Source organism: Pseudomonas sp. ERMR1:02 (assembly GCF_002277815.1).
Lineage (GTDB): Bacteria > Pseudomonadota > Gammaproteobacteria > Pseudomonadales > Pseudomonadaceae > Aquipseudomonas.
The window spans coordinates 351,913-371,434 of the sequence record NZ_NKJI01000006.1 but is presented as its reverse complement, the minus strand read 5'-3'; the positions used below and the strand labels follow the sequence as shown (position 1 = coordinate 371,434).

Genomic DNA, 19,522 nt, shown 5'->3' with positions numbered 1-19,522 from the left:
CGGGGGCAGGCGTCATGGGGTGTCTGGCTGGTTAGCCGGGTGGGCCTTGATGAATGCCGGATGTGCAGCCGCCAGTGCCGCCACTCGACGAATCCGCGGATAGGCTTCAAGGGAGATGTTGAAGCGCTCGGCCGCGTACAACTGCGCATGTAGGAGCGATGCTTGCCCGCGAACCGGTCGCCTCGGTCCGTCTGGCGCACCGCGTCATCGTTCTTCGCGGGCAAGCCTCGCTTCTACAGGGGGGCGGGGGCAGGCGTCATGGGGTGTCTGGCTGGTTAGCCGGGTGGGCCTTGATGAATGCCGGATGTGCAGCCGCCAGTGCCGCCACTCGACGAATTCGCGGATAGGCTTCAAGGGAAATGTTGAAGCGCTCGGCCGCGTACAACTGCGCAATCAGGTAGGCATCGGCCAAGCCTGGCTGCGGGCCAAAGCAGTAACCCTCATCGCCGATCAGCTGTTCAACGGTCGCCAGACCCTGACCGATCCAGTGGCCGATCCACTCCACCACCTGCGTTTCATCGTGCCCCAACTGCCGCAGACGATTGAGCACGCTGACGTTGTGCAGCGGATGCACATCACAGCCGATCACCGCCGCCACAGCGCGCTCATGGGCGCGGGCAGCGAGGTCTTTGGACAGCAACGGCACCTGTGGATAACGCTCCTCCAGATACTCGATGATCGCCGGTGACTGGATCAGCAACTCGCCCTCATCGGTGCGCAAGGCCGGCACGCGGCCTTGCGGGTTGATGCCCAGATACGATGGCTGGCGATGTTCGCCACCGGGCGGCGCGATCAGGTTGATCGGAAGCGCCTGATAATCCAGCCCCTTCAACGCCAGTGCGATGCGCACCCGATAGGACGAGGTCGAACGGTAGTAGGTATAGAGTTCCATGACCCGTTCCCCTTAGCGCGCCGGCAGCACTTTGCCGCGGCATTCGCCAAACCCGATGGAAGCAAAACCCTCGCGGCTGCAACGTCCACGCAGGATGATTTCGTCGCCGTCTTCAAGGAACTTGCGCACCTCGCCCGACGCCAGTTCGATCGGCTTTTTACCGCCCTCGGTGATTTCCAGCAGGCTGCCGAACTGACCGTTTTCCGGCCCCGACAAAGTGCCCGAACCGAACAGATCACCGGCCTGTAATTGGCAACCGTTGACGCTGTGATGCGCAACCATTTGTGCGACGGTCCAATACATGTGTTTCGAGTTGCTCAATGTCAGGCGATGAGCCGGCAGGTTCTGTTCGCGCATGGCTTCGGTCAGCAACAGCACTTCCAGTTCGATGTCGAAGCCGCCCTCGGCCTGGTCGCGCTTGTCGAACAGGTAAGGCAGCGGCTGCGGATCACCTTCCGGGCGTGCAGGCTGGGCACGGCGGAACGGCTCCAGCGCTTCGGCAGTCACGACCCAAGGGGAAATGCTGGTGATGAAGCTCTTCGACAGGAACGGCCCCAGCGGCTGGTATTCCCAGGCCTGGATGTCCCGCGCCGACCAGTCGTTAAGCAGGCAGAAACCGGCGATGTGATCGGCGGCGTCGCCAATGGCAATCGAGTCGCCCATGTCGTTGCCCTGGCCAATCCAGATGCCCAGCTCCAGTTCGTAATCCAGCCGCGCGCACGGACCAAAGGTCGGCTCGGTTTGACCGGCCGGCAAGGTCTGGCCTTTCGGACGAAGTACGTCGGTGCCGGACGGGCGAATGGTCGAGGCGCGGCCGTGGTAGCCGATCGGCACGTACTTGTAGTTCGGCAGTAACGGGTTGTCCGGGCGGAACAGTTTGCCGACGTTCTGCGCGTGCTCAATGCCGACATAGAAGTCGGTGTAGTCGCTGATTTTCGCCGGCAGGTGCATCTCGCAATCCGCCGCCAGCGGCAGCAGTTTTGCGCCTTGGGCTTCGATCTTACCGTGCAGGGTGCTGCCGTCGCGTAGCAGTTCCAGCAAGCGTTGGCGCAGGGCTACGCGAGCCTCGCGACCCAGCGCAAAGAACGCATTCAACTGCCCGCCACGGGTGGCTTCGACGGCAGTTTTTGCTGCACCGTCGAACAGGCCGGCATCGAGTGCAGCCTCCAGGTCGAATATATGTTCACCGATGGCCACGCCGCTGCGTGGCGCCGAACCCTTCACGCTGAACACGCCCAGCGGCAGGTTTTGTAGCGGGAAATCAGCATGGCCGTTGGCCGAAGCAACCCAGCTGCGAGTGATGGATGTCTGCGTCATGGGTTATCTCCGGGTCGGGTCGAAAGTGGCGGGCAGCGTGGCCCAGCAAGCGTCGTAGTTGGTTTGCAGTTGCGGGCAATCGAGGGCGAATCGGCTCGGGCGCAGCACCTGGCTGGTCTCGAACATGAAGGCCATGGTGTTGTCGATTTTTGCAGGTAGGAGATCAGCGTTGATCGCCTTGGTGCAGGTCTCGCCGTCGGGGCCGTGGGCACTCATGCAGCTGTGCAAGGACGCGCCGCCGGGGACGAAGCCTTCGGCCTTGGCGTCGTACTCGCCCTGGATCAGGCCCATGAATTCGTTCATCAGGTTGCGGTGGAACCACGGTGGACGGAAGGTTTTCTCGGCGACCATCCAGCGTGGCGGGAAAATCACGAAATCGAGGTTGGCCAGACCGTGAACGCTGGTCGGCGAAGTCAGGACCGTGAAGATCGACGGGTCCGGGTGATCGAAGCTGACCGTGCCGATGGTGTTGAAAAGGCGCAGGTCATATTTGTACGGCACGTTGTTGCCATGCCAGGCGACCACGTTCAGCGGCGAATGATCGAGTTCACAACCCCACAACTGACCGAGGAATTTCTGCACCAGGGTAGTCGGTTGCGCAAGATGTTCGTAACTGGCGACCGGGGTCAGGAAGTCCCGCGGGTTGGCCAGGCCGTTGCTGCCGATCGGCCCTAGATCCGGCAGGCGCAAAGGCGCGCCGTGGTTCTCGGCGATGTAACCGCGGGCTTGTGGGTCGAGCAGCTCGACGCGGAACTTCAAACCCCGTGGCAGCACGGCGATTTCCAGCGGTTCCAGTTCCAGCACGCCAAGTTCAGTGGCAATACGTAAACGCCCCTGCTGCGGCACCAGCAGCATTTCGCCGTCGGCATTGAAGAACACCCGCTCCATGGAACGGTTGGCGCGGTACTGGAGGATGCTGATCCCGGCCGGTTTGTCCGCGCCGGAGTTGGCAGCCATGCTCACCAGGCCATCAATGAAATCGGTCGGCTCGGCGGGAATATCCAGGGCATTCCAGCGCAGACGATTAGGCGTCACTTCACCCAATGGGCCACCGGCCAGTTGCCGATCGAGTTTGACGAACGCCGGGTGATTGGCCGATGGCTGAATGCGATACATCCAGGTCCGCCGCGATTCGCTGCGGGCCATGGTGAATGCGGTGCCGGAAAACAGTTCGGTGTAGAGGCCGTAAGGGGCTTTTTGCGGGGAGTTCTGGCCGACCGGCAGTGCGCCGGGCAACGCTTCGCTGCTGAATTCGTTGCCAAAGCCTGACTGATAAGCCAGCGCTGGCGTCGTTGAATCGAGGTTCATGGAGCCTCCTGAACAGGGAGTCGACAGTGGCCGGTCGCTCTTTTTCGGAGGATTCGGCACGCCCGGGTTGTTTTTATCGTAATTAGATTACGCATAACGTAATTTGATTGGTATTGACCGTCAAGCTATAAAGACGCCCATTCATCCCCGGAACTCATCCTTTGAAAGACGGCGCCACCATGGAAAAGCCCACGAGCGACAGCAACGGTAAACAGAAAGTCCGCTCCGCCGAGGTGGGTACCGACATCCTCAAGGCGTTGGCCGAGTTGTCGCCCTCGACGTCACTCTCGCGCCTGGCAGAGCACGTGCAGATGCCGGCGAGCAAGGTTCACCGCTATTTGCAGGCGCTGATCGCCAGCGGCTTTGCCGAACAGAATCCCGCGACAAACCACTACGGGCTGGGCCGCGAAGCCTTGCGCGTGGGGCTGGCGGCACTCAACAGTATGGACGTGCTGAAAGTTGCCGCCCTGCCCTTGGCCGAATTGCGCGACGACTTGAACGAAACCTGCTTTTTGGCGGTATGGGGCAACCAGGGCGCGACAGTGGTGCACATCGAGCCGGCGGTGCGTGCGGTCACGGTAGTGACCCAATTGGGCTCGGTGTTGCCGTTGCTCAGCTCATCGACAGGACTGGTGTTTGGCGCCTATTTGCCGAAGCGCGAAACCGTAGATCTGCGTGCACAGGAACTGCAGGCCCACGCCGACCATGCGTTGGCAGACGACCGGACCTATGCACAGATGTGCGAACAGATCCGCGCACGCGGCCTGCACCATGTGCATGGTTTGCTGATGCCAGGTGTGGATGCCTTGTCGGCCCCGGTGTTCAACGCGATGGGGAAGGTCGTGGCGGTACTTACCGTGGTTGGCCCGACCTCACTGTTTCATGCCGATGAAGACGGCCCGGCGGCCCAACGCCTGCTAGCCGCCACTCGCGCGGTGAGTTGGCGAATGGGTTTTGAACCGGATATTGGCCCGAACCCATAGCGCTGCTTTTCACCCTTGTGCAATCAAGCCCAGCTTCTTGGCCGTGGCCACGGCTTGAGTCCGACGTTCAACGCCCAGCTTGCTATGAATGCGCCGCGCATGGGTTTTCACCGTATGCAATGAGATGAACAACTGCTCGGCGATCTGTTGATTGGAGTTGCCTTGGGCGATCAGGCCGAGCACCTCCAGCTCTCGTCCGCTCAACGGATTAGCGTCCAGTGTCGTCGCAGGCTCGTCGTCCACGCCCAGGCGATTGAGCAATGTCGGCTGACGCAACCGTAGGTCGCACAAGGCCTGTTGCAAATGGCAACGCCTCACCAGTTCCAGACCCGCCTGCAACGCCGACTTCGCCAATTCAGGCTCACCGATCAGGTCCGCCACTTCGCAGATAGCAAACTGCAATTCCGCTTCCAGCGCCAGCATCCCATGCTCTTGCGCGTGATCGAGCAAGGCCTTGAGCCGCTCCAGCGGTTGCTTGGCCGAATGCAAATGAGTTTCGGCAAGCACCAGTAAGTACTCAACTCGCGCAATCAGCTCCACAGTGGCCGGGGGTGCCTGCCGTGCGTGGGGCCCACGGTAGTGGCGCACGACACGGGTCAAGGCTTCACGGGCCAATTGCGGCCGGCCTTGCTGCAACCAGAAGTGACTGCTGATTTGCAGCAGAACACCGCGATACACCGTGTCGGGAATCTGCCGCTGTTGCATCAACCGCTCGGCATCGCGCAAGCGGTCGAACGCGTGGGCGTAATTGCGTTGATTAGCTGCCACCTGGGCCTGGCCGAGAAAGCCATATAACGCGCGTTTGTCCTGACTGTGCAGGCAGTCTTGGAGACCGCTGTGGAAAAATTCGGCAGCCACTTCGTCCTGCCCCTGCCAGAGCGCCAGACGCCCGCGTCGCAAGGCAATGCGCCCCAGCAGCGGCGTCGGCCGATCGGCCTGTCGGCTCAATAATTCATGCACATCGGCCAACAGGCTGTCGGCGCGCCGGGGAGCGCCGCGCTGTTCCAGCAATTGCGCGTGATCGAGTTCGAGCAAGCCTTCGAACAGCAACGAGCCTTGTGCGCGCGCCAGACACAGCGCCTCTCGGTTGAAAGCCTGCGCAGCATCGAGCTCGGCGTTGAGCAACGCCTGTTGGGTCAGCCCGGACAGGCACAACAAACGTGCCGGACAGGCGTCTGTTCCCAACTCCGCCAGCGCATCGATAAAGTGTCCGCGAGACGCCTCGCTGCGCCCCTGCAAATGCAGCAACCAGCCTTGCTGCGCCTGCCAGCGTGCCAGTAATTGCCGCTGCAAATCCGCCGTCGGTTGCGGTGCGAACTTTGCCATTTGTTCGATGCACACCGCTGCCTGGTCAAAGCGTCCCGCAAACAACAGCGCTGCGGTTATCAAACCGACCAATTGCGGCGAACCGAGGGTCAACTCCTGACCCTGGCGTTCATGCAGATTCAGCAACAGGCGCACATTCTCGCGCCGCAACAAATGCTCAAAGCTGAAGTGCTGCAACAGACTGACCGCAACCTCGAACTCTTCGGCCAGCAACGCCTGTTCGAACGCCCCCTGCCAGTCCTCCCCGGCGCAGAACCATTGGCACGCGCGACGATGCCAGGAGCGACCGGCCGAACCCTGTTCGTCACGCAGGGCTCGGGCCACTGGCACGAAGATCCGTAGCCAGTCGACGGAGTCTTCCCAGGGTTCGATGAAGCACCCCATGTCCTGCAAGGTCTGCAACCACTGCGCACCTTCTCCGGCACCGAACAGATGCTCGCAAAGGCCGGCAGTGAATCGCGGCAAATGGGCCAGCACCTGCCAGGCTTCAACCAGCTCCGGCGGTAATGTGTTGAACAGTTCATGCTGCAAATAATCGAGTAGCGTCGTCGAACGCCCCTGCTTGCTGTCCTGCCCGGCGGCCCACTGACAGCCGTCGAGCAGGGCAATGCGCGCGCCGGCACACCATCCGCCGCTGCGCTGAACGATTCTTCTGGCCACGCTTGCCGCCCGCGACGGCTTTATGTGGCCGAGCAACTGCTCGACCTCACATTCGTTAAACGCCAGTGAACGACCGTCGCACTCGTATAGCTCATCATCGAGCAACAACCGCGGCCAGTTGCAGGACGGACGTCGACGCGAACCCAGCCACCAACTCAACGCAGGGTTTCTGACGGCCAGTAAACGGTCAAACAGACGGTCGAGTTCAGGGTTGGGGTTGCGGCAGTAATCATCGATAAACAGCCAGGTTGGCGCCTGCAACCGGCTCAGGTGATCCAGCAATGCTGGCTCGTCCTTTGATGGCAGCCCCAGCGCTTGCGTCAGCCTCTGCTGGAAATCGGCAGCACTCAACGCCTCGCCCGCCAACGGCAACCAGTACACCCGACAATGCGTCGGCGCACGCAACAGGCACTCGGTGAGCAGCGCACTCTTGCCGCTGCCAGCCGGTGCGCAAAGCAATTTCACCCGTGCCGTGGAAACCAGCATCGGCTCGACCAGTCGCTCGCGGGACAGATGATGGGAAGACAAGCGAGGCAGAAGCCCAGGACGGTCCAGACACGTCGTCATGGCAGTCATAGTGGTGCGCCTTTTTATAGTTGTGGCGCCACCCTAGCCCCCTCTGGAGCGCTTGTTGAAGAAGTATTCAGCAGGTTTATTTGCACCCATAAAAAAGGTGACCGTGAAGTCACCTTTTTGTGTAGGAGCATGTAGGAAGACTACCTCACACCCGTACTCCGCAGGGCTGCCGGCGTGTAGTCCCCAGCTTTTGCCGCGATGTTGAATTCGAAGCTGCGTTTCTCTTCGTTCTTCATCCCCAGCGCGATGTAGCGACCGGCAATCAGGTCATACAGCGCTTCAACTGTATAAGCCGGAACCTGATGATCGTAGTAGAACTGTGCATGCCCTTCGGCCACCCGCCAGAGCTGGCCGCGACCGTCATAGTGATCGGCCAGTGCCACCTGCCAAGTGTCCTCGTCGAGGTACATATGACGCTTGGCGTACACGTGCCGCTCGTTGGGCTTGACCGTGGCGACGACTTCCCAGACCCGGTGCAACTCGTAGCGGGTCAAGTCCTGGTTAATGTGCCCGGCCTTGATCACATCGGTGTATTTCAGGTCTGGCGAGTCGAGTTTGTAGCTGTTGTACGGGATGTACATTTCTTTCTTGCCGATCAGCTTCCAGTCGTAGCGGTCTGGCGCACCAGAGAACATGTCGAAGTTGTCGGTGGTGCGCAGACCGTCGGACGAACTGCCCACGCCGTCATAGGCCACTTGCGGTGCACGCCGCACACGGCGCTGGCCGGCGTTGTAGATCCAGGCCTTGCGCGGTTCCGTGACCTGGTCAAGGGTCTCGTGAACCAGCAGCACATTGCCCGCCAGCCGCGCCGGCGCGGTCACTTCCTGCTTGAAATAGTTGAGCACGTTGTCATCGCTCCCCGGTTTCAAGTCCCCCAGCAGTGAGGGAACGGCCACCTCGTCCTTGAAGCGGATGACGGTGAAATCGCCATTGGACTGCGGCGTCGCCTGGGTAATGGTGCGGCGCAGATTGCCGCCGTGATAACGGGTGATGTGGTTCCAGATCACCTCGACCCCGTTTTTCGGAATTGGAAAGGCGTAGTAGCGATTGCCGGTGAAATTGGCCAGTCCATTACCGTCGTTGATCGGGGTGACATTCAACGCACTGCGCTTCGCTGACTCATAGATTTCCGCTGGCAGTGCCGCGGTGCGGTGGGTCGGATACACCGGAATTTTATAGGTTTCGGGGTATCGCTTGAACATCGCGATCTGCCCGTCCGAGAGCTTGTCCTTGTACTTGTCGACCGTCGCCGCCGTGATGATGAACAACGGTTTTTCATTGGCGAACGGATCAGCCAGGAAGCCCTTGCTATCGACCGCGCCGGCGTTTTTCGGGATGCCACCGGTCCACTCCGGAATCGAGCCATCGGCGTTACCGGCCTTCTCGGCACCCAGCGGAGTGAGGCTGGTGCCCAGTTTGTTCGCTTCTTCCGGCGACACCGCTGCTATCACGTTGACAGCCAGCAGGCTCAGGGCCAGGAAGGCACTGAATTGCAGAGTCATCTTGCGCATGGAAATCATCCTTCTCAGACAGGTCAGAAGTTCACGCCAAAGCTCAACGCCACGAAGTCGCGGTCCTCGAGCGTGTTGTAGTCACCACCGAAGAAGTCGGTGTAACTGAGGCTTGCGGTGTAGGTGTTGCGGTAGTCCGCATCGACGCCGAGGCTGATGGCTTTGGCGCCTTCGTTGAACAGGCCGTTGGGGCCGTAACCGGAAACGTCGTGGGACCACGACAGGTTGGGTCTGAAGTTGATCCCGGCGATCACGTTGTTGTAATCGAGGATCGCCCGGGCGCGATAACCCCACGAGGTCGAGGTCACGAAACCGTCGGTATCACCGCCGAAACCATATTGGCCATACACCGAATCGCGGCCATAACGCAGCTTGCTGCGAGCCTCCAGACCGCCCACATGAACCACTGCCGCTTCGCCCACCAACGTCAGGCGATCCGCTCCTGCTACCTGATCGACAAAGTGCGTCAGGGTGCTCTGGATCTGTGTCACTTCCTTGCGCCGATAGCCCTTGTTGTCGGCGCCTGGCGACGTCGCAATCGGTGACGCCGCGCCTCCTGCGATCGGGTTGAGCATGGCCAGGGTCAGGTCGGTGCTGTTGACCTGCACCGGCAAGTTGGGGCGATAGCTCATCTCGCCGGTCCACGCCGTGCCGGTGGGCAAAGTGGTGGAGAAGCTCGCGCCGTACAGGCGAATGTCTTCCGGGTATTCGAGGTAATACTGGCCGCGCCCGAGCATCACACTTTGCGCGAGACCCGAACCGCTGCCCGGTGCAATTCGGTTGGCGGCGGCAACGATCCCCGGAATGCTCGCCAGCGTGCCGGGGCCGGCCGTGGTCGTGCCGACGTTGGGCGTGCGACTGTGGTAATTCATGAAGTACAGGCCGTACTCGGTGTCATCCCCCAACCAGCGCAGCGCCGTACCCCACTGCCCCGAATCTCTCGCATCGCGGTCGCCGCCGCGCGGTACGATCACACCCTCCCTACCGACCTCGAAGCCTTGGCCAAATGCCGCAGCAATCGGCTGCAACGGCGCAATGGCCGGGCTGGCGACGGTGTAACCCTTGTTGCACCCATCGGCCACCACATCGGCGCCGAAGAAGGTGCCGCAGTTGTCGACAACGGTCTGATCCCACTCCAGTTGATAGAAGCCTTCGACCGTCAACTTGTCCGTCAGGCCCTGGGAGGCGAATAGCATGTTGACCGGAATCAGGCCTTCCTTGATCTCGGCACCGGGACGGCGAAACGCGGAGACGTCGACCGGGTTGATGCTGTTGATCGAGTTACCGATAAACGTACTTTCACCCCAACTGACTACCTGCTTACCGGCGCGCACAGTGCCCGGCAGGTCCGCGAGTGAGTAGTTGTGATAAACGAAGGCGTCGAGGATTTGCCCACCAGAGGATTTGGCGCCTTCTTTGCGATTGTGATCGCTGATCTGTTTGAACGGCCGGTCTTCGTCCTTCAGTTCGAAGTCGTACCAGTACTTGCCACGGACAAACACACCGGTGTCGCCGTACTTCAGTTCGAGGTCATGAATGCCCTTGAAAATCTTCGAGAAGGTTTCGCCCTTTCCGAAGTTCAGGCGCCCATCATCACCGGTCGAAGCTTGCCCGCTGCCGCCATTGACGATCCCCACCAGCGACTTGTCGGCATCGCGCATGCCCCAACTCGCGCCTACCGACAGCGAAGAGTCGAACGTGCCCTCGATCTCGCCAATGTTGAATGAAACAGCCTGCGCCTGGGCACAGCAACCCAAGGCCACCGCAGCGGCCAGCGCCTGCGGTTTGAAGATGGCGCGCATTGTTGTTTTTGTCATGCGTCTTCCCCGGTGAGTGACAGAAGGCCTCACCCTACTGCCGCCTGCCAAGGGCGATAAGCGCACCAAGGAGGTATTTGAGGTGTACCTCCAAAGGATTATCGAGTGCATGGAATGGGGTTTTGCGGCGACTATGGATCGCCTCGATGGAGCGCTATTAGCCGAACGCATGAGCCATAAAAAACGCACACTCTGTAGCAGCTGCCGAAGGCTGCGTTCGACTGCGCAGCAGTCGCAAAACCTGCGAGCACGGTAATCCTGAAACACCGAAATTATTTATCCAGCGACTGCTACGCAGCCGAACGCAGCCTGCGGCAGCTGCTACAGTGAAAGTGCTGTCAGGAAATTCGACTGTTGCGTGCCCTGTAACAGAGCATGTCTGGAATCGCTGTTTTTCCTTTGCCAGCAAAGACTTATTCTTGCCGGGCTTTCACAGATTTCAGATGATTTGAAGATTTCGAGTCATCGCCCCGTGTACACCGACGTTGATTTGTAGCTCCTGGATCCAACGTCTTGCTTTGGCCGCTGCGTTTGCAGCGGCCTTTTTATGGGCGGTGGGTTTCAAGCGAAGGGGCAAATCGGAGGGATGGCAGGACCCGCGCAGGCCCTGCCGGACAAAGCGGAATCAGAGCGAGTACTTCTGCAAATTCCCCATCATTTCCTTCAACGCTTCAATATTGTCCTTCGGATGCGCCGCCCCCTCGAAATCACAGATCTGCTGCCAATGCGCCGCGACATCCTCCGGGGAGAAACCAACCCGTGGGTCGAACCCGGCGCCAAGGCTGCGTTCCCAGCGAACCTTGCCCATCCAGCCGCCGCCAACCTCGAACAGGCCGGAAGTTTCCTGGCAGTTTTCGCTGGCCAGGTACACCACCAGCGGGCTGACCAGTTCAGGTTTGAGTTGTTCGAATACTTGCGGCGGGATCAGGCCTTCGGTCATGCGGGTGCCGCCGGTGGGGGCGATGGCGTTGACCAGGATGTTGTTCTTGCGGCCTTCGATGGCCAGGGTGCGGGTCAGGCCGTAGAGGCCGAGTTTGGCCATGCCGTAGTTGGATTGGCCGAAGTTGCCGTAGATGCCTGATGTGGAAGCAGTGAAGATCACTCGGCCGTAGTTTTGCTCGCGCATGTGTGGCCACGCGGCGCGGGTGACTTTGTAGGCGCCTTCGACGTGGACGCGGTAAACCAGATCCCAGTCGGCGTCTTCCATTTTGTGGAAGGTCTTGTCGCGCAGGATGCCGGCGTTGTTGACAACGACATCGACGCGACCGAAAGCGTCGAGGGCGTGTTGCACGATTTTGTCGCCATCGGTGACCGAGTCGTGGTTGGCCACGGCGGTGCCGCCGGCGTCGCGAATTTCCGCCACTACGCGATCTGCCGCCGAAGCGTTGGCGCCTTCGCCCTGGGTCGAGCCGCCAAGGTCGTTGACCAGCACTTTGGCGCCCTGCCTGGCGAACAACAGTGCATGCGCCCGTCCCAGGCCGCCACCTGCACCGGTGATGATCACGACTTTATCTTCGAAGCGCACAGACTCATTCATGGGGAACTCCAGCAGGCCAAGGACATTACTCCGGAGTTTCAGGCACGGCGCTGCGGGTCACAATGAACAGCGGGGAGGCTGAATGGTGTGCGATAAGGCAGGGGGATGATGGCTACCCTGTAGGAGCTGGCTTGCCAGCGAAGACGTCATCAAGGCCACCACCGCTTCGCCAGCAAGCCGGCTCCTACAGATATGTGTCGCACCCCAATCAAGCAGGAGTCCTGTAGGAGCTGGCTTGCCAGCGAAGGCGTCGTCAAGGCCACCACCGTTTCGCCAGCAAGCCGGCTCCTACAAGTACTATGAGCAGGCTACTTTGAGTGGTGGCAACATCAGCCGATCACGAAACGCCAGGTAGTGCTTGAGCACCTGGCATGGTGCTTCGATCTGTGGGTAATGGCCGATGTTGCTTAACAACACGGCGTCCGGGTCGGGTATCAGCTCCCGATAACGCGCGACCATGTGCGCGCCTGAGATCGGGTCGACTTCGCCATCAATGACCCGCAGCGGCACGTCCCCACGCTGCATCGCTGCGACCCAACGCTCACGTTGCGCTCGTCGCTCGGGAATGTACGTGATCAATTTGTGCATGATCTTTGGGCCGTTATTGGTTTCGACCAGGCTCCAGAAGTCGTCCATCTCGCTTTCGCTGGGACGGGTGTGCGGACCGAAGATCTGGCGAAAACTCTTCACCAGCCCATCACGACTGAACGCGCGACCGATCACCCAGCCCAGAGGGCTGAGCAGCAGTTTTTGCATCAGGACAGGACGATGGGTTTCCGGAAACAACCCGCCATTGAGGAACACACAGCTTGCGAGATTGATCTTCGATTCGTAATGCCGGGCCAAAAGCTCCTGAGCCACGCTGTCGCCATAGTCGTGGGCCAGCAAATGCAGCGGCTGCTCGACACTCAAGTGAGCCAGCAGCGCCTGTTGCAGATCGGCCTGCTCCATCAAGCTGTATTCGTGGTTCGCCGGTTTGGCCGAGTCGCCAAAACCAAGCATGTCGCAGGCTATTACGCGATAGCGCTGAGTCAGTGGCTGCCACAGGTAATGCCAGTCCCAACTGGCGCTTGGGAAGCCATGAATGAGCAGCAGCGGCTCACCCTGCCCCGCCGTCCAGTAGCGGATGGTCTGGTCACGGAACACAAACGTCTGGCTGCGTTTGCGCCATACAGACAGGGGAATCTCGGCGAGCGCCATCAGAGTTTATAACCGGGGTCTTGTTTATCGAGTTTGCGCAGCAGCGCTGGCCAGGCCAACGCTCCGCCCATCCCTTGAGCACTTTTGGTGACGCCGGCGATCATCGCCTTTGCACCCGCCAGAATCTGCGGCTCGATAGCGATCAGCTCCGCGCCACCAGTCTGCGCCATGACCTGGATATCGCATGCACGCTGGAAGGTGAACATCATCAGGAACGTGTCGGCGATGGTGCTGCCACAGGTCAGCAGACCGTGGTTGTGCAGCATCAGGAAATTGTTTTCCCCAAGGTCGGCTTGCAGTCGCGCTTTTTCTTCATGATTAAGCGCTACGCCTTCGTAGGCGTGATATGCCAGGCTGGACAGGACGAACAGCGACTGCTGGCTGATCGGCAATACGCCCTGTTTCTGCGCCGACACCGCAACGCCGGACGCCGTGTGAGTGTGCAATACACAGACGACATCGTGACGGACTTCATGCACCGCACTGTGGATGGTGTACCCGGCCGGATTGATTTCGTAGGGACTGTCCATCAGCTTGTTGCCGGCTTGATCAACCTTGACCAGACTCGACGCAGTCATTTCGTGAAACATCAGCCCGAACGGGTTGATGAGGAAGTCTTCGGTGCCGGGTACTTTGGCGGAGATGTGGGTGAAAATCAGATCATCCCAGCCATGCTGGGCCACCAGGCGGTAACAGGCAGCGAGGTCGACGCGGGTCTGCCATTCGGCGGGGCTGACCAGCTCTTTGACACTGTGTGGCGATTGGACGGGGGCTACGCTCACGGCTAGGAACCTCTGGTTTTTATTATGGAGTGTTTCCAATGACTATCGAGTCTAGTCAGCCATCCGGGTTCGCGTAGTTGCATTCGCAGCCAGCTTGATGGCCGAACGAGTCAGCGGGGCATGAAGTTTGGATCCATGTCAAACGACTGCCGCCAAAGAAGATGCGGGGCATGTTTTGAGCTGCCCCGTCAGAAGCATGACGAGCGCCGTTGCGAGCGCCCGTGTCAGTCGATCAGCCTTTAAGCGCGACGACCAGTTCCGCCAGCCAGGGCTCGGCGTCCGCCTCCGGGGTCACGCTTTCGCTGGCGTCCAGGCGCAGCATCGGCAGGACTTCGCGGATGCCCAGCTCGCCGAACAACTCACGCATCAGTTCGCCGCCGCCGCAGAACGTATCGCCATAACTTGCATCGCCCAGACCGATCACCGCACCCGGCAAACCACGCCATGCTGCCGGCAACTGGTCGCGAATCGCGAAATACAGCGGCTGCAAGTTATCCGGCAACTCGCCCATGCCGGTTGTCGAGGTCACGGCCAGGAAAGCTTCGGGGGCAAAAGCCTGAATATCGACCAGGCTTGCACGCGGGTTGTGCCAGGTTTCGAAACCGGCGGCTTTCAAAATGTTCGCGGCATGGCGGGCAACTTCTTCTGCCGTGCCGTACACCGAGCCGGAAATGATGGCGACTTTCATCAATCTGATCCTGAAGCTGAGTAAAAGACCGGGATATTAACAGCACGGTCAGCATTGTTCTTTTAGAATGACCCAGACAACCAACAAGGAAGGGTTTCACCGATGATCAACGCCAAACTGCTGCAACTGGCCATTAATGCTTCCAACGACGGCATCGTGATTGCCGAAAAGGAAGGCGATCAAGACAAGATCCTGATTTACGTCAACCCGGCGTTCGAACGCCTGACCGGTTATTCCAGCGAAGAAATCCTCTATCAGGATTGCCGTTTCCTGCAATCCGGTGACCGCGATCAGAACGCGCTGCCGAAGATTCGGGACGCGTTGAATAGTGAAGGATCGTGCCGGGAAATCCTGCGCAACTATCGCAAGGACGGCACACCGTTCTGGAATGAGCTGTCCCTTTCGACAGTGAAAAACCCGAATGACGGACAGGTCTATTTTATCGGCGTGCAGAAAGATGTGACCGTGCAGGTCAAGGCTCAGCAGCGGGTTGTGCAGCTTGAAGCGCAATTGGCCGAAGTCCAGGCCGAGCTTGCCGCACTCAAGGCGACGAACGGCTCAAACAAATCAGCGAATTAAATGTCATTAACTACAATCACCAATGACTTTGTAACTTTTTCTTTCGAGCCTGCCATGCAACGCGACGCGCTCCTGACCCAGGACGAACTGGATTTTATCCAGACCATGCAACACAACCCGCAACTCAATGTGCGGGACGCGACGTCGAGTCTGCTCGTCAACGGTGGTTCGCAGATCCGTGACTTGCTCACGCGCCTTGCTGCCCATGAGCAAGTCACCATTCAAGCCAACTTCGAAAATCAGCAAATGACTTTTCCTCTGCATCTGGTGGAAGACGAGTTTCATGCGCTGCATCTGCGATTGGGCGTTCCGAGCATCTATGAAGACGGGCCGCTGGTTCGACCATGGCGGTTGGTGCTCGACGAACCGGTAGCGCTGGAAAACGCCCAGGGCCAGCCTGGCACGATGTGGGTGCACGAAGTGTCGTTCAAGGGTGTTTTGCTGGAGGTTCGCAACAAGACCAAAGCGCCGAAACATTTCGCGTTATGGTTCAGTCCGTCAGGCTATGAGCGCATCGCCTTGCGCGGCACTTTCGAGAAAGAAACCGAGCAGGGCTTCTATGCTTACCAGTTAAGCCAGAGCGACAACGATGAAACCGAACGCCTGCGTCAGTACATCCTGCAGCAGCACCGGTTGACCCACCCCGCCATGCATCTCTGACTTCAGGTATCCAGGTTGCCCGCCAGGAACAGTTTCAGTCGCTGGCGCATCACCATGCCTTCATTGCCCAGACAGCCGATCGACGATCCGGCCAGGCTTTGCTGAGCCAGATCGGAAGCGTCGCCGGCCAGCAACACCGGACAATCCAGACTCATCGCCAGGCGATTCAAACGTCGTGGCAATTCGGGGGCGGGTACGTGATTGGAAAACAGCACAAGCGCCTTAGGCTTGATTCTTTCGCAGACCAGCGTCAATTCGTCGAACGGCTGGCCGATGGTCAACACGCGCACACCGGTCTGTCCGCTGCTCAGGAACAGGGCGGCGATCAGCAACTCAAGCTCCCGGCACTGGCCTGCCAGAGCACTGACGATGACTCGCCTTGGTTGCGTGTCACGGATCAACATCAAACGCTGCAAAACCCGTGAGCGCAGAAAACTATCCAGGAACAGCCACTCGCTGGCCCTGCCAAATGAATCCTGGCGTTGCAGCAAGTGCTTCCACAGCGGGATAAGGATGTCCTGGAACACGACCGCCTGGGAGTAAGTGGAAAAAATCTGTCCGTAGACCCGCTCCAGTTGAGCATCGTCGAAGGCATTCACCGCGGCCTGGACCTGCAACTGCCATTGTGCGTAATCGGCCTGTACAAGGTCGTTGGGGATGATGTGCGACAGCGCCTGAAGCGGTGCCGCCTTGGCCAGTATCTTGCCAATTTTGCTGACCGCCACGCCGCGCTCGATCCAGTCGAGGATGCTGCGCACACGTTCAATATCGGTCATGGAATACAGGCGATGCCCGCTTTCGGTGCGTGTTGGCACGATAAGGCCATAACGTCGTTCCCATGCGCGAAGCGTGACCGGGTTGACTCCAGTCAGCCGCGCCACCTCGCGAATGGGAAAAAGCTCTTCCCGTTCAAGAGAAAGCGTAGGCGACTCACCAGGAGCAATGTCAGTCAGAACAGGCATCTGGAGGGCCCTGTGTTGGTTGGATCCCATTCTAACTCTCTCGCCCCATCAAGGTTCAAGCCATTGATTGATACGCAGGTCACAGACGTCGCGAATAGAATCAGGAATAATCCTTGCTTGTCACGAGACGCGGCCCACCACCCCGGCGCTGCGTCTGGCGAAACTCCTACCCGGAGCGACGCGTTTGTTTACGGAGATACATAATGTCTACCTCACCCGTCACGCTGATGGTCGCGCGCCGTGTCGCCGATGGGCGTTATCAGGACCTGATCGCCTGGTTGCGCGAAGGCGAACAATTGGCCACAGACTTCCCCGGTTATCTCGGTTCCGGCGTGCTGGCTCCGCCGCCCGACGATGACGAGTTCCAGATCATCTTCCGCTTCGTCGACGAACCGACCCTGCATGCCTGGGAGCATTCCGCGTCGCGCACCGCATGGCTGGCACGCGGCAGCGACTTGTTCGCCCATCCGACGGAACATCGGGTCAGTGGCATCGAAGGCTGGTTCGGCGCTGCCGGCCATCGGCCGCCAGGCTGGAAGCAGGCGGTGGCAATCTGGCTGGCGTTCTTTCCAGTGTCCTTGCTGTTCAACTTTGTACTGGGGCCGTTGCTGGGCGAAATTTCGCTGCTGCCTCGGGTGTTCATCAGCACCCTGTGCCTGACGCCGTTGATGGTCTACTTCTTCATTCCGCTGTCGACCCGGCTGTTGGCGAATTGGTTGAACAGCACACCGGCACGACCATTGCCCGCCGAACCCTCCACCCAAAACCAGTGATCGGGATCTCCCTGTAGGAGCGAAGCTTGCTCGCGAAAAACGTCCAGACACCGCGATCACTCAGGCAGCCCGCGTTATCGTTGACGTCCATCGCGGGCAAGCCTCGCTCCTACAAAGGCCCATAGGTGAACACATCGTGTCGCTGGTATAGTTTTGCTCTCACCGCGACGCGAGCCGTTCATGACTTCTTCCGCAGCCCCGATCCTCATCACCGGTGCCGGCCAGCGTGTCGGCCTGCACTGTGCACAGCGATTGCTCGAAGACGGCCATCGCGTGATCTTCAGCTATCGCAGTGAACGCCCTGGTGTGCAAATCCTGCGCGATCTGGGGGCGACAGCGGTGTTCGCGGACTTCTCAACCGAAGCAGGGATCTTCGCTTTCATCAGCGAACTGAAAACCCATACCGACAGCCTGCGGGCAATCGTCCATAACGCCTCCGAATGGCTGGCGGAAACCCCGGACACCGACGCGGCGGCGTTCACCCGCATGTTCAGCGTGCACATGCTGGCGCCCTACCTGATCAATCTGCATTGTGCCGACCTGCTCGAACGCTCGAGCCCCGCCGACATCGTGCATATCAGCGATGACGTGACCCGCAAGGGCAGCAGCAGGCACATCGGCTACTGCGCCAGCAAAGCCGGGCTCGACAGCCTGACCCTGTCATTCGCCGCCAAGTACGCGCCTGGCATCAAGGTCAACGGGATCGCCCCGGCCCTGCTACTGTTCAATCCCGATGACGACGCGGTCTATCGCGCCAAGGTGTTGGCCAAATCCGCGCTGGGCATTGAGCCCGGCAGCGAAGTGATCTATCAAAGCTTGCGCTATTTGCTCGACAACCCTTATGTCACTGGCACGACCCTGACCGTCAACGGCGGAAGGCACATCAAATAAGTGTCCCGCGAGGATTTTCCATGACGTTACCCCTGCCCCAGAACTCGCTGTCCAAGAGCTATCGCGAGATCCTCATCGGCCTCGGTGAAAACCCCGACCGCGAAGGCCTGCTCGACACCCCGGCGCGCGCGGCCAAGGCCATGCAGTACCTATGTCACGGCTACGAGCAGAGCGTCGAAGAAATTGTCAACGGTGCGCTCTTCGCTTCCGACAATGATGAAATGGTGATCGTCGACAACATCGAGCTGTATTCGCTCTGCGAACATCACATGCTGCCCTTCATCGGCAAGGCGCATGTGGCTTATATTCCAACAGGCAAGGTGCTGGGCCTGTCGAAGATTGCGCGACTGGTGGACATGTTCGCCCGTCGCCTGCAAATCCAGGAAAACCTCACCCGGCAAATCGCCGACGCCGTGCAACAGGTGACCGGTGCGGCCGGTGTCGCAGTGGTCATCGAGGCTCAGCACATGTGCATGATGATGCGCGGCGTCGAGAAACAGAATTCGACCATGAACACCTCGGTGATGCTCGGCGCCTTCCGCGAGTCGAGCAATACCCGCCAGGAGTTCCTGCAATTGATTGGACGGAGCAAGTAGTAATGCCACAACTTCAACCAGGCATGGCGCGCATCCGGGTCAAGGACCTGTGCCTGCGCACCTACATCGGAATCAATGAGGATGAAATCCTCAACAAGCAGGATGTGTTGATCAACCTGACCATCCTCTACGCGGCCCAGGACGCGGTGCGTGACAACGATATCGATCACGCGCTGAACTACCGGACCATCACCAAGGCGATCATCGCTCACGTCGAGGGCAATCGCTTTGCCCTGCTCGAACGGCTGACCCAGGAGTTGCTGGACCTGGTCATGACCAACGAGTCGGTGCTGTACGCCGAGGTCGAAGTCGACAAGCCTCACGCCCTGCGGTTCGCCGAGTCGGTGTCGATTACGCTTGCAGCGAGCCGCTAGCTACAAGCTTCAAGCGGCAAGCTGTAAACTTCGACTCACCGCAATCCATCTTGCAGCTCGAAGCTTGCCGCTTGCAGCTGTCTCGCAGAG

General features: G+C 59.7%; 18 protein-coding genes and 1 pseudogene. 7 read left to right on the top strand and 12 right to left on the bottom strand.

Annotated elements, in window-relative coordinates; all coding sequences use genetic code 11:
• Positions 1-12: 12 nt before the first annotated feature.
• From CES87_RS14540 to hmgA, 4 genes and pseudogenes are all read right to left on the bottom strand, one after another.
• A pseudogene (locus CES87_RS14540) lies at positions 13-147 on the bottom strand (maleylacetoacetate isomerase); the annotation flags it as partial.
• Between the two features lie 109 nt (positions 148-256).
• Complete coding sequence (gene maiA / locus CES87_RS14530; protein WP_128606650.1) at positions 257-892, bottom strand: maleylacetoacetate isomerase; 636 nt, start codon at positions 890-892, stop codon at positions 257-259.
• 12 nt (positions 893-904) lie between these two features.
• On the bottom strand, positions 905-2,209 hold the full coding sequence (gene fahA, locus CES87_RS14525; RefSeq protein WP_128606649.1) for a fumarylacetoacetase: 1,305 nt from the start codon (positions 2,207-2,209) through the stop codon (positions 905-907).
• A gap of 3 nt (positions 2,210-2,212) precedes the next feature.
• Positions 2,213-3,517, bottom strand: a complete 1,305-nt coding sequence (gene hmgA / locus CES87_RS14520; protein ID WP_128606648.1) for a homogentisate 1,2-dioxygenase — start codon at positions 3,515-3,517, stop codon at positions 2,213-2,215.
• 179 nt (positions 3,518-3,696) lie between these two features.
• Here hmgA and CES87_RS14515 point away from each other — a divergent pair, with 179 nt between their 5' ends.
• The gene (locus CES87_RS14515; protein ID WP_128606647.1) at positions 3,697-4,500 is read left to right on the top strand and encodes an IclR family transcriptional regulator; all 804 of its coding nucleotides are present in this window, start codon (positions 3,697-3,699) and stop codon (positions 4,498-4,500) included.
• A gap of 9 nt (positions 4,501-4,509) precedes the next feature.
• On the opposite strand, the gene CES87_RS14510 is transcribed toward CES87_RS14515, so the two are convergent.
• The 7 genes from CES87_RS14510 to CES87_RS14480 form a co-directional block, all read right to left on the bottom strand.
• On the bottom strand, positions 4,510-7,062 hold the full coding sequence (locus CES87_RS14510) for a LuxR C-terminal-related transcriptional regulator (protein ID WP_128606646.1): 2,553 nt from the start codon (positions 7,060-7,062) through the stop codon (positions 4,510-4,512).
• A 140-nt stretch (positions 7,063-7,202) separates the two neighbouring features.
• Entirely contained in the window at positions 7,203-8,573 is a 1,371-nt protein-coding gene (locus CES87_RS14505) for a DUF1329 domain-containing protein (RefSeq protein ID WP_128606645.1), read from the bottom strand.
• A gap of 23 nt (positions 8,574-8,596) precedes the next feature.
• The gene (locus tag CES87_RS14500) at positions 8,597-10,390 is read right to left on the bottom strand and encodes a DUF1302 domain-containing protein (protein WP_128606644.1); all 1,794 of its coding nucleotides are present in this window, start codon (positions 10,388-10,390) and stop codon (positions 8,597-8,599) included.
• Positions 10,391-11,015: 625 nt separating this feature from the next.
• Positions 11,016-11,927 (bottom strand): SDR family oxidoreductase, encoded by a 912-nt coding sequence (locus tag CES87_RS14495; protein ID WP_128606643.1) that lies wholly within the window; start codon positions 11,925-11,927, stop codon positions 11,016-11,018.
• Between the two features lie 297 nt (positions 11,928-12,224).
• Positions 12,225-13,127 (bottom strand): alpha/beta fold hydrolase, encoded by a 903-nt coding sequence (locus tag CES87_RS14490; protein WP_128606642.1) that lies wholly within the window; start codon positions 13,125-13,127, stop codon positions 12,225-12,227.
• Complete coding sequence (locus CES87_RS14485) at positions 13,127-13,909, bottom strand: class II aldolase/adducin family protein (protein WP_128606641.1); 783 nt, start codon at positions 13,907-13,909, stop codon at positions 13,127-13,129. The genes CES87_RS14490 and CES87_RS14485 overlap by 1 nt, the downstream gene beginning before the upstream one ends.
• A 232-nt stretch (positions 13,910-14,141) precedes the next feature.
• The gene (locus tag CES87_RS14480; protein WP_128606640.1) at positions 14,142-14,597 is read right to left on the bottom strand and encodes a flavodoxin; all 456 of its coding nucleotides are present in this window, start codon (positions 14,595-14,597) and stop codon (positions 14,142-14,144) included.
• 102 nt (positions 14,598-14,699) lie between these two features.
• On the opposite strand from CES87_RS14480, the gene CES87_RS14475 reads away from it, so the two are divergent.
• Both CES87_RS14475 and CES87_RS14470 read left to right on the top strand, forming a co-directional pair.
• A complete protein-coding gene (locus CES87_RS14475) occupies positions 14,700-15,176 on the top strand; it encodes a PAS domain-containing protein (protein WP_128606639.1) in 477 nt (158 codons plus the stop codon).
• Positions 15,177-15,230: 54 nt separating this feature from the next.
• Positions 15,231-15,836 carry a hypothetical protein gene (locus CES87_RS14470; protein WP_128606638.1) on the top strand — a complete coding sequence of 202 codons (606 nt, stop codon included), beginning with the start codon at positions 15,231-15,233 and terminating at the stop codon, positions 15,834-15,836.
• A 2-nt stretch (positions 15,837-15,838) separates the two neighbouring features.
• Here the strand turns inward: CES87_RS14470 and CES87_RS14465 are convergent, their stop codons facing one another.
• Complete coding sequence (locus CES87_RS14465; protein ID WP_128606637.1) at positions 15,839-16,798, bottom strand: MerR family transcriptional regulator; 960 nt, start codon at positions 16,796-16,798, stop codon at positions 15,839-15,841.
• A gap of 203 nt (positions 16,799-17,001) precedes the next feature.
• Here CES87_RS14465 and CES87_RS14460 point away from each other — a divergent pair, with 203 nt between their 5' ends.
• The 4 genes from CES87_RS14460 to folX all read left to right on the top strand — a co-directional run bounded on the left by CES87_RS14460 (position 17,002) and on the right by folX (position 19,432).
• A complete protein-coding gene (locus CES87_RS14460; RefSeq protein WP_128606636.1) occupies positions 17,002-17,571 on the top strand; it encodes an antibiotic biosynthesis monooxygenase in 570 nt (189 codons plus the stop codon).
• 180 nt (positions 17,572-17,751) lie between these two features.
• The gene (gene folM, locus CES87_RS14450) at positions 17,752-18,462 is read left to right on the top strand and encodes a dihydromonapterin reductase (protein WP_128606634.1); all 711 of its coding nucleotides are present in this window, start codon (positions 17,752-17,754) and stop codon (positions 18,460-18,462) included.
• 20 nt (positions 18,463-18,482) lie between these two features.
• Complete coding sequence (gene folE, locus CES87_RS14445; RefSeq protein WP_128606633.1) at positions 18,483-19,058, top strand: GTP cyclohydrolase I FolE; 576 nt, start codon at positions 18,483-18,485, stop codon at positions 19,056-19,058.
• A 2-nt stretch (positions 19,059-19,060) separates the two neighbouring features.
• Entirely contained in the window at positions 19,061-19,432 is a 372-nt protein-coding gene (gene folX, locus CES87_RS14440) for a dihydroneopterin triphosphate 2'-epimerase (protein WP_128606632.1), read from the top strand.
• Positions 19,433-19,522 lie beyond the last annotated feature (90 nt).